This is a genomic window from Streptomyces sp. NPDC006872 (assembly GCF_040635845.1).
Taxonomy (GTDB): Bacteria; Actinomycetota; Actinomycetes; order Streptomycetales; family Streptomycetaceae; genus Streptomyces.
Window position 1 is genome coordinate 1 of record NZ_JBEYIL010000019.1, and the last position, 14,404, is coordinate 14,404.

Annotated in this window: 14 protein-coding genes; 9 read left to right on the forward strand and 5 right to left on the reverse strand. The window is 71.5% G+C overall.

The features are described from left to right. Positions 1-842 (reverse strand): 3-hydroxybutyryl-CoA dehydrogenase (locus ABZ725_RS40500; RefSeq protein ID WP_358807386.1); only part of this gene is annotated, 842 nt, incomplete at its 3' end. A 182-nt stretch (positions 843-1,024) separates the two neighbouring features. Here ABZ725_RS40500 and ABZ725_RS40505 point away from each other — a divergent pair. Next, positions 1,025-2,260, forward strand: coding sequence for a family 10 glycosylhydrolase (locus ABZ725_RS40505; RefSeq protein WP_358807387.1), 1,236 nt, complete (start codon positions 1,025-1,027; stop codon positions 2,258-2,260). A 44-nt stretch (positions 2,261-2,304) separates the two neighbouring features. On the opposite strand, the gene ABZ725_RS40510 is transcribed toward ABZ725_RS40505, so the two are convergent. Together ABZ725_RS40510 and ABZ725_RS40515 are read right to left on the reverse strand one after the other, a co-directional pair. Further along, entirely contained in the window at positions 2,305-2,508 is a 204-nt protein-coding gene (locus tag ABZ725_RS40510; RefSeq protein ID WP_358807388.1) for a DUF1918 domain-containing protein, read from the reverse strand. Positions 2,509-2,572: 64 nt separating this feature from the next. Continuing rightward, a complete protein-coding gene (locus tag ABZ725_RS40515) occupies positions 2,573-3,547 on the reverse strand; it encodes a DMT family transporter (RefSeq protein WP_358807389.1) in 975 nt (324 codons plus the stop codon). Between ABZ725_RS40515 and ABZ725_RS40520 the strand changes: the two genes are divergently transcribed. From ABZ725_RS40520 to ABZ725_RS40530, 3 genes are all read left to right on the forward strand, one after another. Further along, positions 3,546-5,000 (forward strand): PLP-dependent aminotransferase family protein, encoded by a 1,455-nt coding sequence (locus ABZ725_RS40520; RefSeq protein WP_358807390.1) that lies wholly within the window; start codon positions 3,546-3,548, stop codon positions 4,998-5,000. The genes ABZ725_RS40515 and ABZ725_RS40520 overlap by 2 nt on opposite strands. A 37-nt stretch (positions 5,001-5,037) precedes the next feature. Beyond that, positions 5,038-5,496 (forward strand): GNAT family N-acetyltransferase, encoded by a 459-nt coding sequence (locus ABZ725_RS40525; RefSeq protein WP_358807532.1) that lies wholly within the window; start codon positions 5,038-5,040, stop codon positions 5,494-5,496. Positions 5,497-5,571: 75 nt separating this feature from the next. After that, on the forward strand, positions 5,572-6,165 hold the full coding sequence (locus tag ABZ725_RS40530) for a histidine phosphatase family protein (protein WP_351908022.1): 594 nt from the start codon (positions 5,572-5,574) through the stop codon (positions 6,163-6,165). Here ABZ725_RS40530 and ABZ725_RS40535 read toward each other — a convergent pair. Then, positions 6,147-6,590, reverse strand: a complete 444-nt coding sequence (locus ABZ725_RS40535; protein WP_358807391.1) for a DUF6314 family protein — start codon at positions 6,588-6,590, stop codon at positions 6,147-6,149. The two genes, ABZ725_RS40530 and ABZ725_RS40535, sit on opposite strands and share 19 nt — an antisense overlap. 147 nt (positions 6,591-6,737) lie before the next feature. Here ABZ725_RS40535 and ABZ725_RS40540 point away from each other — a divergent pair, with 147 nt between their 5' ends. Next, positions 6,738-9,227, forward strand: a complete 2,490-nt coding sequence (locus tag ABZ725_RS40540; protein WP_358807392.1) for an alpha-L-arabinofuranosidase C-terminal domain-containing protein — start codon at positions 6,738-6,740, stop codon at positions 9,225-9,227. A gap of 39 nt (positions 9,228-9,266) precedes the next feature. Here ABZ725_RS40540 and ABZ725_RS40545 read toward each other — a convergent pair whose 3' ends face one another. Further along, entirely contained in the window at positions 9,267-9,941 is a 675-nt protein-coding gene (locus tag ABZ725_RS40545) for a hypothetical protein (protein ID WP_358807533.1), read from the reverse strand. Positions 9,942-10,068: 127 nt separating this feature from the next. On the opposite strand from ABZ725_RS40545, the gene argC reads away from it, so the two are divergent. Genes argC through ABZ725_RS40565 form a run of 4 tightly spaced genes read left to right on the forward strand, consistent with a single transcriptional unit; the run spans position 10,069 to position 14,397 of the window. Next, a complete protein-coding gene (gene argC / locus ABZ725_RS40550) occupies positions 10,069-11,097 on the forward strand; it encodes an N-acetyl-gamma-glutamyl-phosphate reductase (RefSeq protein ID WP_358807393.1) in 1,029 nt (342 codons plus the stop codon). After that, complete coding sequence (gene argJ, locus ABZ725_RS40555; protein WP_358807394.1) at positions 11,094-12,245, forward strand: bifunctional glutamate N-acetyltransferase/amino-acid acetyltransferase ArgJ; 1,152 nt, start codon at positions 11,094-11,096, stop codon at positions 12,243-12,245. The genes argC and argJ overlap by 4 nt, the downstream gene beginning before the upstream one ends. Next, the gene (gene argB, locus ABZ725_RS40560; RefSeq protein WP_358807395.1) at positions 12,242-13,207 is read left to right on the forward strand and encodes an acetylglutamate kinase; all 966 of its coding nucleotides are present in this window, start codon (positions 12,242-12,244) and stop codon (positions 13,205-13,207) included. Before argJ ends, argB begins: the two co-directional genes overlap by 4 nt. Further along, the gene (locus ABZ725_RS40565; RefSeq protein WP_358807396.1) at positions 13,204-14,397 is read left to right on the forward strand and encodes an acetylornithine transaminase; all 1,194 of its coding nucleotides are present in this window, start codon (positions 13,204-13,206) and stop codon (positions 14,395-14,397) included. The genes argB and ABZ725_RS40565 overlap by 4 nt, the downstream gene beginning before the upstream one ends. The last annotated feature ends 7 nt before the right edge of the window (positions 14,398-14,404 follow it).

Genomic DNA, 14,404 nt, shown 5'->3' on the forward strand with positions numbered 1-14,404 from the left:
CCTGAGCCGGTCTTGCGGCCCAGTCGGCCCGCGTCCACCATGCGCTGGAGCAGCGGGGGAGCCGCGTACAGCGGTTCCTTGTACTCCTCGTACATCGAGAACGCGACCGACGCGACCGTGTCCAGACCGATCAGGTCGGACAGCTTCAGCGGGCCCATCGGGTGGGCGCAGCCCATCTCCATGCCGTTGTCGATGTCCTCGCGGCTGGCGATGCCCGTCTCGAACATCCGGATCGCGGAGAGCAGATAGGGGATCAGCAGCGCGTTGACCACGAAGCCGGAGCGGTCCTGGGCCCGGATCGCATGCTTGCCCAGCACCTTCTCGGCGAACAGCTGCGCCCGCCCGAGCGTGCCCTCGGAGGTGGTCAGCGCCGGGATCAGCTCGACGAGCTTCTGCACCGGGGCCGGGTTGAAGAAGTGGATGCCGACGACCTGGTCGGGCCGCGAGGTGGCGACCGCGAGCTTCACCAGCGGGATGGAGGAGGTGTTGGAGGCGAGGATCGCGTCCCGGCGGGTCACGACCTGGTCGAGGACCTGGAAGATCTCGGTCTTGACCTGCTCGTTCTCGACCACGGCCTCGATCACCAGGTCACGGTCGGCGAACTCGCCGAGGTCCCTGGTGAAGCTGAGGCGCGCCAGCGTCGCGTCCCGCTCCTGCTCGGAGATCTTGCCGCGCTCGGCGGCCTTGGCCAGGGAGTTGAACAGCCGGGTCCGGCCGAACTCCAGGGCCTCGCCGGTGGTCTCGGCGACCTTGACGTCGAGTCCGGCGCGCGCGCAGACCTCGGCGATGCCCGCCCCCATCTGGCCGCAGCCGACCACTCCGATCCGTTCGATGTCGGTCACATCGTCCCTTTCGCCGCGCTGACTGAAGATGGCAGTCGCAGGTCTGCCGGGTTTCGGTCCGCCTGCTCCGATCGTGCACGTTACTAGCAAGTATCGATGATCGATCGCCGGGGTGGGGGCATGCTGGGGCCCGAAACGGTCCGTGACCGAGCGGATCCGCGGAGTATGTGGGGATGTGTGTGATGGGGCGACTGTCCCGGCGGGCCTTCGCACTGGCAGCGCTGTCGGCGTTCACCACGACGGGGGCGGCGCCCGCGCGCCCGGGGGCCGCGCCCCCGGGGCAGCGGCGGGCGACAACCGAGATGCGGGGGATGTGGTTGGCGACCGTCAGTAACCGCGACTGGCCGTCCCGGTCCGGCCTGAGCGCCGCGGCGCAGCGCGCCGAGCTGATCGCCTGGCTCGATCTGGCGGTGAGCAAGCGGCTCAACACGGTGGTCTTCCAGGTGCGGCCCACGGCCGACGCGCTGTGGCCCTCGCCCTACGAGCCGTGGTCCCAGGTGCTGACCGGCGTCCAGGGCAGGTCACCGGGCTGGGACCCGCTGGGCACGGCCGTCGCCGAGGCCCATGCGCGGGGGCTGCAGCTGCACGCCTGGTTCAACCCGTATCGGGTCGCGACCCACGACGACCCCACGAAGCTCATCGCTTCCCATCCCGCGCGCGTGCACCCGGACTGGGTGGTGTCGTTCGGCGGGAAGCTCTACTACAACCCCGGACTGCCCGAGGTCCGCGCCTTCGTGCAGGACGCGATCCTCGACGCGGTGCAGAAGTACCCGGTGGACGCGGTGCACTTCGACGACTACTTCTACCCGTACCCGGTGGCCGGTCAGACCTTCGACGACGAGGCGGCGTACGACGCGCACGGCGGCGCCTTCCCCAACCGGGCCGCCTGGCGGCGCGACAACATCGACAAGCTGGTGCTGGAGACGGCCGCCCGGATCAAGGCCACCAGGCCCGGCACCCAGTTCGGGATCAGCCCGTTCGGGGTGTGGCGCAACGCCTCCACCGACTCGAAGGGCTCGGACACCAAGGCGCTCCAGTCGTACGACGACATCCACGCCGACACCCGCAAGTGGGTGCGGGAGGGCTGGCTCGACTACATCGTCCCGCAGCTGTACTGGAACATCGGGCTCTCGGCCGCCGACTACGCCAAGCTCGTGCCCTGGTGGGCGGGGGTGGCCAAGGGCAGTCGCACCCGGCTGTACATCGGCGAGGCCCTGTACCGGGCCGGCGACCCGGCGCAGTCCGCGGCCTGGCAGGACCCGGCCGAACTGACCGACCATCTCGATCTGGCCGCCGCCCACCCGGAGGTGCGCGGGCATGTCTACTTCGCGGCCAAGGACGTGCGGACGGACCGGATCGGCGCGATGGCGCAGGTCATCGCCGACCACTACCAACAGCAGGCGGAGCCGCCGCGCTGATCGGTCGCCGCTGCTTTCGTGCGACTTGATCCGCCGGACAGGCTCTAACCGTGTCGTTCCTCGGTCCCCTTGTGGCGGATCTCGGTGTCCGGGCCGGGTGAGCACACGCCCACGTGCCCGTCCTCGAAGCGGACGCGGTACGGGGGATGGCCTCCCTGGCCCAGTACCTCGACGATCTCGCCGACCTTGTCGTGTTGACCGACCACCCTGCCGTGCTGGACAAGCTGGTCGCCCGTGGTTGCGCGCATCTGTGGGCCTCCTCACGGTCCGGGTACGGCCGAACGGTCCGGGTACGGCCGATGTACGGCGAGCCTAGCCACGCGCCCGCTGCGTGACGGCGATGCAGATGAGCACGGCCGCGGCTGTCAGCGGAGCGGCGGGTGTGAGGTGTTCGCCCAGCAGCAGCACCGACCACACCAGTGTGAGCAGCGGTTGGGCCAACTGCAACTGGCTGGCCTTGGGAATGCCGATCGCCGCCATGCCCCGGTACCAGACGACCAGGCCGAGGAACTGCGAGCCCACCGCGACCCACAGCAGCCCGGCCACGCTGTGCGCGGTCAGCTGGGCGCTCTCGTGGGCCAGGGCGAGCGCGGCGGCGGGCACGGTGAGCGGCAGACAGAACACCAGCGCCCAGCCGATGACCTGCCAGCCCGGCATGACCCGGGCCAGCCGGCCGCCCTCGGTGTAGCCGGCCGCGCACACCAGCAGCGCCCCGAACAGATACAGGTCGGCGCCGGTCAGGGCACCGCCGCTCTGCTGCACGGTGAAGGCCGCCACCGCGGCCGCGCCGGCCAGCGCCGCCGCCCAGAAGGTGCGGGAGGGGCGGGTGCCCATGCGCAGGGCGGACAGCAGCGCGGTGGTCAGCGGCAGCAGGCCGACCACCACGGCGGCGTGCGAGGTCGTGGACGTCTGCAGGGCGAGCGTGGTGAGCAGCGGGAAGCCGACGACGACCCCGGCGGCCACCACGGCGAGCCCGGGCCAGTGCCGCCGGGCGGGCAGCGGCACGCGGAGGGCCAGCAGACACCCGCCCGCGATCAGGGCGGCCAGCACGCTGCGCACGGCGACCAGCGCCCAGGGGCCGAAGCCCTCCAGCCCCCAGGCGGTCGCGGGGAAGGTGAGGGAGAAGGCGACGACGCCCAGGGCGGCCTGGAGGGTGCCGAGGCGGCCCGGCCGCAGGTTCGCCCGAAGGGTCGTCCCCGGGTCTGTCCCCGAGATCGCCCCCGGGACCGGCTGCGGGGTGCTGACCGCTATCGCCGACCGTGCAGTAGCGCTACTCTGTATCTTCATGCAAGAGCGTAGCAGTGTGGGCGAACTGGCAGAACAGCTGCGGCGGGAGTTCGACCGCTACTCTCCCGGTGGAAAGCTGCCGTCGAGTCGGGCCCTGGTCGAAAGGTTCCGGGTGAGTCCGGTGACCGTCTCGCGGGCGCTGGCGCAGCTGGCCGCCGAGGGGCTGGTGGTCACCCGGCCCGGTGCGGGCGCCTTCCGGGCCCGGCCGCCGCGGGCGAGCGCCGCCCCCGCCGGCGACACCTCCTGGCAGGAGGTCGCGCTGAGCGCGGACGGCGCCGGCGACCTCGTCCCGCGCTCGGTGGACGCCTCCGGGGTGACGGTGTCGCTGGCGGCCCCGCCGCCCGGCGTGATCGAGTTCAACGGCGGCTACCTCCACCCCTCGCTGCAGCCGGAGCGGGCGATGGCCGCGGCCCTGGCCCGGGCCGGACGGCGCCCCGGCGCCTGGGGACGGCCGCCCATGGAGGGCCTGCCGGAGCTGCGCGAATGGTTCGCGCGGACCATCGGCGGCTCGGTCACCGCGGCCGAGGTGCTGGTCAGCGCGGGCGGCCAGGCAGCGCTCACCACCGCCCTGCGCGCCCTCGCCCCGCCCGGCGCACCGGTCCTCGTGGAGTCGCCGACCTACCCCGGCATGCTCGCCATCGCCAGATCGGCGGGACTGCGCCCGGTCCCGGTCCCGGTCGACCCGGACGGGGTGAAGCCGGAGCTGCTCGCCGACGCGTTCCGGGCCACCGGCGCCCGGGCCTTCGTCTGCCAGCCCCTGTTCCAGAACCCGACCGGCGCCGTCCTGGCCGCCGGCCGGCGCGGGGAGGTGCTGCGCATCGCGCGCGAGGCGGGCGCGTTCGTCGTCGAGGACGACTTCGTGCGGCGGCTCGCGCACGAGGACGCCGGTCAGCTGCCGCGTCCGCTCGCCGCCGAGGACGCCGACGGCGTCGTCGTGCACGTCGGCTCGCTGACCAAGGCGACCTCGCCGAGCTTCCGGGTCAGCGCCCTGGCCGCCCGCGGCCCGGTCCTGGAACGCCTGCGGGCCATCCAGGTCGTCGACACCTTCTTCGTGCCCCGCCCGCTCCAGGAAGCGGCGCTGGAACTCGTCGGCTCGCCCGCCTGGCCCCGCCATCTGCGGGCCGTGGCCGCCGAGTTGAGGGTCCGACGGGACGCGATGGCCGCCGCGCTGCGGCTACGGCTGCCCGAGCTCGCCCTCCCGCACATCCCGTCCGGCGGCTACCACCTGTGGCTGCGGCTGCCGGACGGCGTGGACGACACCGTGTTCACGGCCGCGGCTCTGCGCGCGGGCGTCGCCCTCACCCCGGGCCGTCCCTACTTCAGCGCCGAGCCCCCGGCCGCCCATGTGCGGCTGAGCTTCGCGGCCGTCGCCGGGACGGAGGAGATCGCGGAGGGGGTGCGGCGGCTGCGGGCGGCGTGCGACGAGGTGCTGCCCGCAAACCGTTCGACATGAGGGACGCCGTCTTGTGAGGATCCCGGCCATGACCTCCATCGACTTCACCCCGGCCGTCGCCGAGGGGTACGAGATCTCTGCCGACCCTGCCCGGATCGACGCCGAGCGGGTGCACCGCTGGCTGTCCACGGACGCGTACTGGGCACTCGGGCGCGAGCGGGACAAGCAGGACCGGGCGATCGCCGGGTCGCTGAACTTCGGCGTCTACGACACGGCGTCGGGCGAGCAGGTCGCCTACGCGCGCGTGGTGACGGACCTCGCGACCTTCGCATGGCTGTGCGACGTGTACGTGGAACCGGCGGCCCGGGGCAAGGGCCTCGGCACCGCCCTCGTCGCCGCCGTACGCGACCACCTGCGGCCGCACGGGCTGCGCCGACTCCTGCTCGCCACGCACGACGCGCACGGAGTGTACGAACAGGTCGGCTTCGCGGCGCTGGAGAAGCCGGACCAATGGATGGCGCTGATGTTTTCCGGGGACTTGTCCGGCAGATCCTGACTCGTCGGTAAGTTTTCTTCCGGCTGTCGGCCAACAGCTCTTGACCTGCTCAGTTGTGCGGCTCACCATCACCGCATGCCACTTCGGGTCACGTTCGTCGCCGCCGCTCGCAGCTCCGCGCTGCTCGCGGAGCGCTTCGAGGACGACCGGCCGCTGGACCAGGAGGGCTGGGGCGAGGTGGTGCGCGCGGCCGACGCCCTGGTGCCGCTCGCGGCCGCCGAACTGCGCTACTGCTCGCCGACCCAGCGCAGCCGGGCCACCGGGGACGCGCTCGGCTACGCCCCGCTCGTGCAGCTCGCCCTGCGGGAGTGCGACATGGGCCGCTGGCGCGGCTTCACGCTGGGCGAGGCGATGGCCCGTGAGCCGCAGGCCGTGGACGCCTGGCTCGCCGACCCGCTGGCCACCCCGCACGGCGGCGAGTCGCTGCTGGCGTTCGTCTCCCGGGTCGGCGGCTGGCTCGACACCCGGCCGCCGGAGGACGGCTGCCGGATCGTCGCCGTCGCCGAGCCGAGCGTGATCCGGGCCGCCCTGGTGTACGTGCTCAAGGCGCCGCCCGCGACGTACTGGAACATCGATGTGCGCCCGCTGTCCACGACCACCGTCACCGGCCGGGCCGGTCGCTGGAACCTCCGCCTCGAAGGGGCCTCGGCTCAGCCCACGCGCGCGTAGTCGGTGGTGAGGAGCAGGTCCTTGGCAGGGCCGGCCACGCGCCAGACCGTCCGCCAGCGGTCCGCGTCCCGGACGGTGAACTCGCCCCGGTAGAGGTCGGCCGAGCAGGGGTGGTCGGCGATGTGCCGTCCCGTGCGCAGGTCCAGGTCGTGGAAGGGGCGGCCGTCGGCGAACCGTACGTCCGCGGTGCCGGGCGTCGGCCCCGGCAGGAAGCGCAGGGTGCGCTCGGCCGGCCGGGCGACGCCGAGCCAGACGAACGTGCCGGACTCCTCGTGCAGCAGCCCGGGTCCGTTCAGTGCGCCGAACACGGTGACCCCGTCGAAGCGGCCCTCGTCGCCGCTCGCCCGGTCCCGTACCGACCGTGTCACCCGCCAGCTTCCGGCGAGGTACGCCAGTACGTCCGGCACCGGCCGGAACTCACCCATCCGTTCCTCGCTTCCGACACTTTCGCTGCTGCACGCCCCATTGACGCGTCTCTGTCACCTACCTATCTTGCCGTTCGAAGTGCTGATCATCGTCTGATATTTCGAACAACTCGCATCATTGAGCATCACTGAGCCGCGGAGTTATTCATGTCACGCAGCACCACCCGCACCCGCTGGAGAGTCGGTCTCGGCGCGACCGCCCTCCTGACGGCCACCACCCTCGTGCCCGCCCCCGCGCACGCCGAGGCCGTGACCGACTACGCCATCACCGTCGACCCCGCCGCCAAGGGCGCGAAGATCGACGACACGATGTACGGCGTCTTCTTCGAGGACATCAACCGGGCGGCCGACGGCGGTCTGTACGCCGAGCTCGTGCAGAACCGATCCTTCGAGTACTCGACGGTCGACAACAGGGCGTACACCCCGCTGACCTCCTGGACGGTCGACGGCGCCGCGCAGGTCCTGAACGACAGCGGACGCCTCAATGAGCGCAACCGCAACTACCTCTCGCTGGCCGCCGGTTCGGCCGTGACCAACGCCGGCTACAACACCGGTGTCCGGGTCGAGCAGGGCAAGAAGTACGACTTCTCGGTGTGGGCCCGCGCCGAGAGCGGCAGCACGCTCACCGTGAGCCTCCAGGACGCCGACGGCGCCCTGGCCACCGCCCGCAAGGTGGCCGTGCGCACCGGCGGCTGGGCGCAGTACAAGGCGACCTTCACCGCGACCCGCACCAGCAGCGACGGCCGCCTGACCGTGGCCTCCGCCGCCGCGAGCGCCCTCGACATGGTGTCCCTGTTCCCCCGCGACACCTACAGGCACGAGCCCAACGGCCTGCGCAAGGACCTCGCCGAGAAGATCGCCGCCCTGCACCCCGGCTTCGTGCGCTTCCCCGGCGGCTGTCTGGTCAACACCGGCTCCATGCAGGACTACAGCGAGGCCTCCGGCTATCAGCGCGCCCGCTCCTACCAGTGGAAGGACACGATCGGCCCGGTCGAGCAGCGCGCCGTCAACTCCAACTTCTGGGGCTACAACCAGAGTTACGGCCTCGGCTACTACGAGTACTTCCGCCTCGCGGAGGACGTCGGCGCGATGCCGCTGCCCGTCGTCCCGGCCCTGGTGACCGGCTGCGGCCAGAACAAGGCCACCGTCGACGACGCGCTGCTGAAGCGGCACATCCAGGACACCCTCGACCTCATCGAGTTCGCCAACGGCCCGGTGACCTCGACCTGGGGCCGCAAGCGCGCCCGGATGGGCCACCCGAAGCCCTTCCGCCTCACCCACATCGAGGTCGGCAACGAGGAGAACCTCCCCACCGAGTTCTTCGCCCGCTTCAAGGAGTTCCGGGCCGCGATCGAGGCCAAGTACCCGAACATCACGGTCATCTCCAACTCCGGCCCGGACGACGCGGGTTCGACCTTCGACACGGCCTGGCAGCTCAACAAGGACGCCAAGGTCGACATGGTCGACGAGCACTACTACAACAGCACCCAGTGGTTCCTGCAGAACAACGACCGCTACGACTCCTACGACCGCAGCGGCCCGAAGGTCTTCCTCGGCGAGTACGCCTCCTGGGGCAACGCCTTCAAGAACGGCCTCGCCGAAGCGGCCTTCATGACCGGCCTGGAGCGCAACGCCGACGTCGTGAAACTCGCCTCCTACGCACCGCTGTTCGCCAACGAGGACTATGTGCAGTGGAGCCCGGACATGGTGTGGTTCAACAACCACGCCTCCTGGAACTCGGCCAACTACGAGGTCCAGAAGCTGTTCATGACCAACGTCGGCGATCGCGTGGTGCCCTCGACGGCCACCGGAACCCCGTCCCTGACCGGCCCCATCACCGGCGCCGTCGGCCTGTCCACCTGGGCGACCGGCGCGGCCTACGACGACGTGCGGGTGACGGACGCGGACGGCGCCCCGCTGCTGAGCGACGACTTCTCCGGCGACGCCTCGAAGTGGACGCACACGGGCGGCGGCAGCTGGGCGCTCCAGGACGGGCAGTACGTGCAGACCGACACCGCCGCCGAGAACACCATGGTCTCGGCCGGTGACACCGCCTGGCACGACTACGACCTGCAGGTGAAGGCCACCAAGAAGTCCGGGAAGGAAGGCTTCCTCGTCGCGTTCGGCGTCAAGGACACCGGCAACTTCTACTGGTGGAACCTGGGCGGCTGGAACAACACCCAGTCCGCCGTCGAGCAGGCCGTGGACGGCGGCAAGTCGACGCTGATCTCCAAGGCCGGGTCCGTCGAGACGGGCCGCGCCTACGACGTCGACGTCAAGGTGCGGGGCCGTCAGGTCACCCTCTACCTCGACGGCAAGGAGTGGGGCAGCTTCACCGACGACAAGCCGGCCGAGCCGTTCCGGCAGGTGGTCACCAAGGACAAGAAGACCGGCGACCTGATCGTCAAGGTCGTCAACGCCCAGGCCGCGGACGCCCGTACGGCGATCGACCTCGGCGGGGCCAAGGTCGCCTCCAAGGCCAAGGTGACCACGCTGGCCGCCGCGCCGGACGCGGTGAACTCGCAGACCGGGACACCGGTAGCGCCGGTGACGTCCACCTTCACCGGGGTCGCCGCGAAGTTCACCTACACCTTCCCGGCGAACTCGGTCACCTTCCTGCGGATCAGACAGCGGTAGCGGATCCCGGCGGGCGTGGGCGAGCGCGGCCCACGCCCGTCAGACGTCCTTGCGCCGGAACCAGCCCCGCTTCGGCGGCGACTGGGGTGGCGGTGACTGCGGTGGCGGTGACTGCGGGGCGGCCGGCCCGCCGAACGGGGGCAGCGCCTTGAAGCGGTCGTCGAACGTCACCGTCGGGGTGATCCGGCGCAGGGCCGCGCGCACGAGCGTGAGCGGATGGTCGGCGAACCGGGCGTCCCACTGCTCCTCGTCGCCCACGTGGTACGGCAGACCGCCCGCCTGACCGCCCAGGTACGGGTGCGGCCGGAAGTAGGCGGCCGGCCCCACCTGGGCCATGATCATCGCCTCCCGCATCCCGGTCGTCGCCCCTTCGGCGGCCTGTACCTTCACGACCGTGCTGGACTGCGCCCTGGGGATCGTCCAGCTGCCGATGAACGCCTGCCCGGGCCGGCTGCCCAGCGGCATCTTCACCAGCTGGCGGACCGCCGGGACGCCGTCCACCGCGCCGGGGACGGACTCGATCAGGCCGCCTCCGGCCCCGGCCACCAGCTGGGTGAGCCCCGCCCGGAGCCGTTCGAGCTCGTGCAGGGGTGCGGGCAGATCCGGTACGACGGGGAAGAAGTGCACCGAAAGGACGAGTCCGCTCGCATCGGTCCACACCCCCGCCTCGCGCTCGGTGAAGCCGGTCAGGTCCAGGCTCGTTATCGGTGTCATGGCGATCACCGACCCGAGGTTACGCACCCCGACGGCCTGGGCAAAGATCGCTGCGGGCCTCGCCCTCGGACGGATTGCATAAACGTGCAACGAAACGTATAGTCATGCCATCCAGGAGGAGGAGTCCATGGTGGTACGTGCGGCGGTGGCCGGAGCGAGCGGGTACGCGGGCGGAGAGCTGCTGCGCCTGCTCCTCACGCACCCCGAGATCGAGATCGGCGCCCTGACAGGCAACTCCAACGCGGGCCAGAAGCTGGGCGCGCTCCAGCCGCACCTGCTGCCGCTGGCCGGCCGGGTGCTGACGGAGACCACCCCCGAGGCCCTCGCCGGACACGACGTCGTCTTCCTCGCCCTCCCGCACGGCCAGTCCGCGGCCGTCGCCGAACAGCTCGGCCCGGAGGTCCTCGTCGTCGACATGGGCGCCGACTTCCGGCTGAACGACGCGGCCGACTGGGAGAAGTTCTACGGCTCCGCGCACGCCGGGACCTGGCCCTACGGCCTCCCCGAACTGCCGGGCGGCCGCGCCGCGCTGGAGGGGTCCAAGCGCATCGCGGTCCCCGGTTGCTATCCCACCGCCGTGTCGCTGGCGCTGTTCCCGGCCTACACCGCGGGCCTGGCCGAGCACGAGGCCGTGATCGTCGCCGCCTCCGGCACCTCCGGCGCGGGCAAGGCGCCCAAGACGCACCTGCTGGGCTCCGAGGTCATGGGCTCCATGTCGCCGTACGGCGTCGGCGGCGGCCACCGGCACACCCCGGAGATGATCCAGAACCTCAGCGCGGCCGCCGGCGAGCGGGTCTCCGTCTCCTTCACCCCGACCCTCGCGCCGATGTCCCGCGGCATCCTCGCCACGTGCAGCGCCAAGGCGCGGCCCGGCGTCACCGCCGAGTCCGTCCGCGCCGCCTACGAGAAGGCCTTCGCCGACGAGCCCTTCGTGCACCTGCTGCCCGAGGGCCAGTGGCCCGCCACGGCGTCCGTCCACGGTTCGAACGCGGTTCAGGTGCAGGTCGCCTTCGACGAGGCCGCGGGCCGGATCATCGCCATCAGCGCCATCGACAACCTGACCAAGGGCACCGCGGGCGGCGCCCTCCAGAGCATGAACATCGCCCTCGGGCTCGACGAGACCACCGGGCTTTCCACGATCGGAGTCGCACCGTGAGCGTCACGGCAGCCAAGGGATTCACGGCGGCGGGCATCGCCGCCGGGATCAAGGAGAACGGCAACCCGGACCTGGCCCTCGTGGTCAACACCGGGCCCCGCCGCGCCGCCGCCGGCGTCTTCACCTCCAACCGCGTCAAGGCCGCACCCGTGCTGTGGTCCGAGCAGGTCCTCAAGGGCGGTCAGGTGACCGCCGTGATCCTCAACTCCGGCGGCGCCAACGCCTGTACGGGACCGAAGGGCTTCCAGGACACGCACGCGACCGCGGAGAAGGTCGCCGAGGTGCTGGGCCACAATGCCGCCGAGGTCGCCGTCGCCTCCACCGGCCTCATCGGCCTGCTCCTCCCGATGGACAAGCTGCTCCCGGGCGTCGAGACCGCCGCCGCTGCCCTGAGCGTGCACGGCGGCGAGAAGGCCGCCATCGCCATCAAGACCACCGACAGCGTCCACAAGACGTCCGTCGTCGCCAAGGACGGCTGGACCGTGGGCGGGATGGCCAAGGGCGCGGGCATGCTCGCCCCCGGCCTCGCCACCATGCTGGTCGTCCTGACCACCGACGCGGACGTCGAGCCCGACCTGCTGGACAAGGCGCTGCGCGCGGCCACCCGGACGACCTTCGACCGCGTCGACTCCGACGGCTGCATGTCCACCAACGACACCGTGCTGCTGCTCGCCTCCGGCGCCGCCGGGGTCACCCCGGAGTACGCCGAGTTCGCCGAGGCCGTACGGACCGTCTGCGACGACCTGGGCCAGCAGCTGATCCGGGACGCCGAGGGCGCCAGCAAGGACATCAAGGTCGAGATCGTCAACGCCGCGAGCGAGGACGACGCCGTCGAGGTGGGCCGCTCCATCGCCCGCAACAACCTCCTCAAGTGCGCGATCCACGGCGAGGACCCCAACTGGGGCCGCGTCCTCTCCGCGATCGGCACGACCTCCGCCGCCTTCGAGCCGGACCGGCTCAACGTCGCCATCAACGGCGTCTGGGTCTGCAAGAACGGCGGGGTCGGCGAGGACCGCGACAAGGTCGACATGCGCTACCGCGAGGTGCACATCGTCGCCGACCTGGCCGCAGGCAGCGAGACGGCCACCATCTGGACCAACGATCTCACCGCGGACTACGTCCACGAGAACAGCGCGTACTCGTCATGAGCACTACCCGCAAGCACACCGCCCTGCCCAAGGCCCAGATCCTCATCGAAGCGCTGCCCTGGCTGACCCGGCACAACGGCAAGACCGTCGTCATCAAGTTCGGCGGCAACGCCATGATCGACGACGACCTGAAGGCCGCCTTCGCCCAGGACGTCGTCTTCCTGCACCACGCCGGCCTCAAGCCCGTCGTCGTGCACGGCGGCGGCCCGCAGATCAGCGCCGCGCTCGACCAGGCCGGCATCGTCAGCGAGTTCAAGGCCGGCCTGCGCGTCACCACCGAGGACGCCATGGACGTCGTCCGGATGGTGCTCGCCGGGCAGGTCCAGCGCGAACTGGTCGGACTGCTCAACCAGCACGGCCCGCTCGCCGTCGGACTGACCGGCGAGGACGCGCACACCATCACCGCCACCAAGCACCAGCCGGAGATCGACGGCGAGTTGGTCGACATCGGACGGGTCGGCGAGATCACCGCGATCGACACCGGCGCCATCGAGGCACTGCTCGCCGACGGCCGTATCCCGATCGTCTCGTCGATCGCCCGCTCCCAGGACGACGGCCACGTCTACAACGTCAACGCCGACACCGCGGCCGCGGCACTCGCCGCCGCTCTGGGCGCCGAGACCCTCATGGTCCTCACGGACGTCGAGGGCCTCTACGAGGACTGGCCCAACTCCGACGAGGTGATCAGCCGCCTCACCGCCTCCCAACTGGAGAAGCTGCTGCCGGACCTGAGCGCGGGCATGGTCCCCAAGATGGAGGGCTGTCTGCACGCCGTGCGAGGCGGCGTGACCACCGCCCGCGTCATCGACGGGCGGGTCCAGCACTCGATCCTGCTGGAGATCTTCACCGACGAAGGCATCGGCACGATGGTCGTGGCCGACGAGAAGCCGGACGCGACGGCGGCTGCGACCCCAGCCGTGACCACGGCCGCGACCACGGACGCACAGGGGGAGTCGTCATGAGCAACCAGGAACTGACCGCGCGGTGGCAGAGCGCGCTCATGAACAACTACGGCACCCCGCTGCTGCCCCTGACACGCGGCGCGGGCACCCGGGTCTGGGACGCCGAGGGCAAGGAGTACCTCGACTTCGTCGGCGGCATCGCGGTCAACGCGCTCGGCCACGCCCATCCGGCCGTCGTCGACGCCGTGAGCCGGCAGATCGGCTCGCTCGGCCACATCTCCAACTTCTTCATGTCCGAGCCGACCGTGACGCTCGCCGAACGGCTGCTGCAGCTCTTCGGCCGGGACGGCAGGGTCTTCTTCTGCAACTCGGGCGCCGAGGCCAACGAGGCCGCCTTCAAGATCGGCCGGCTGACCGGGCGGACCCACGTCGTCGCCACCGAGGGCGCCTTCCACGGCCGGACCATGGGGGCCCTCGCGCTCACCGGCCAGCCCGGCAAGCGCGACCCGTTCCTGCCGCTGCCCGGCGACGTCACCCATGTGCCGTTCGGCGACGCGCAGGCGCTGGCCGCCGCGGTCACCGAGGAGACGGCGCTCGTCATCCTCGAACCCGTCCAGGGCGAGCTCGGCGTCGTCGTGCCGCCCGTCGGCTACCTCAAGGCCGCCCGCGCGATCACCGCCGCGACCGGCGCGCTGCTCGTCCTCGACGAGGTGCAGACCGGTATCGGCCGCACCGGGCACTGGTTCGAGTACCAGGCCCACGAGGGCGTCCTGCCGGACGTCGTGACGCTGGCCAAGGGCCTCGGCGGCGGGCTGCCGCTGGGCGCGACCGTCGCCTTCGGGCGGGCCGCGGAACTGCTGCAGCCCGGTCACCACGGGACGACCTTCGGCGGCAACCCCGTCGCCTGCGCCGCCGGACTCGCCGTTCTCGACGCCATCGAGAACGAGGGGTTGCTGGAGAACGTCAAGCGGCAGAGCGAGAAGTTGCGGGACGGAATCCAGGGTGCGGGCCACCCGTTGATCGATTATGTCCGGGGAACCGGCCTCCTCCTGGGTATCGTGCTCACCGAGCCCCTCGCACCTCAGGTGCGGCAGGCGGCTCAGGAGGCCGGATTCCTGGTGAACGTGCCCGCCCCCGACGTCGTCCGGCTGATGCCGCCGCTGAACCTCGGCGACGACGAGGTGGAGGCGTTCCTCGGGGCGCTGCCCGGCATCCTCGACGCAGTCGGCGGGGACGGATCCGGGGAATGAGACGACG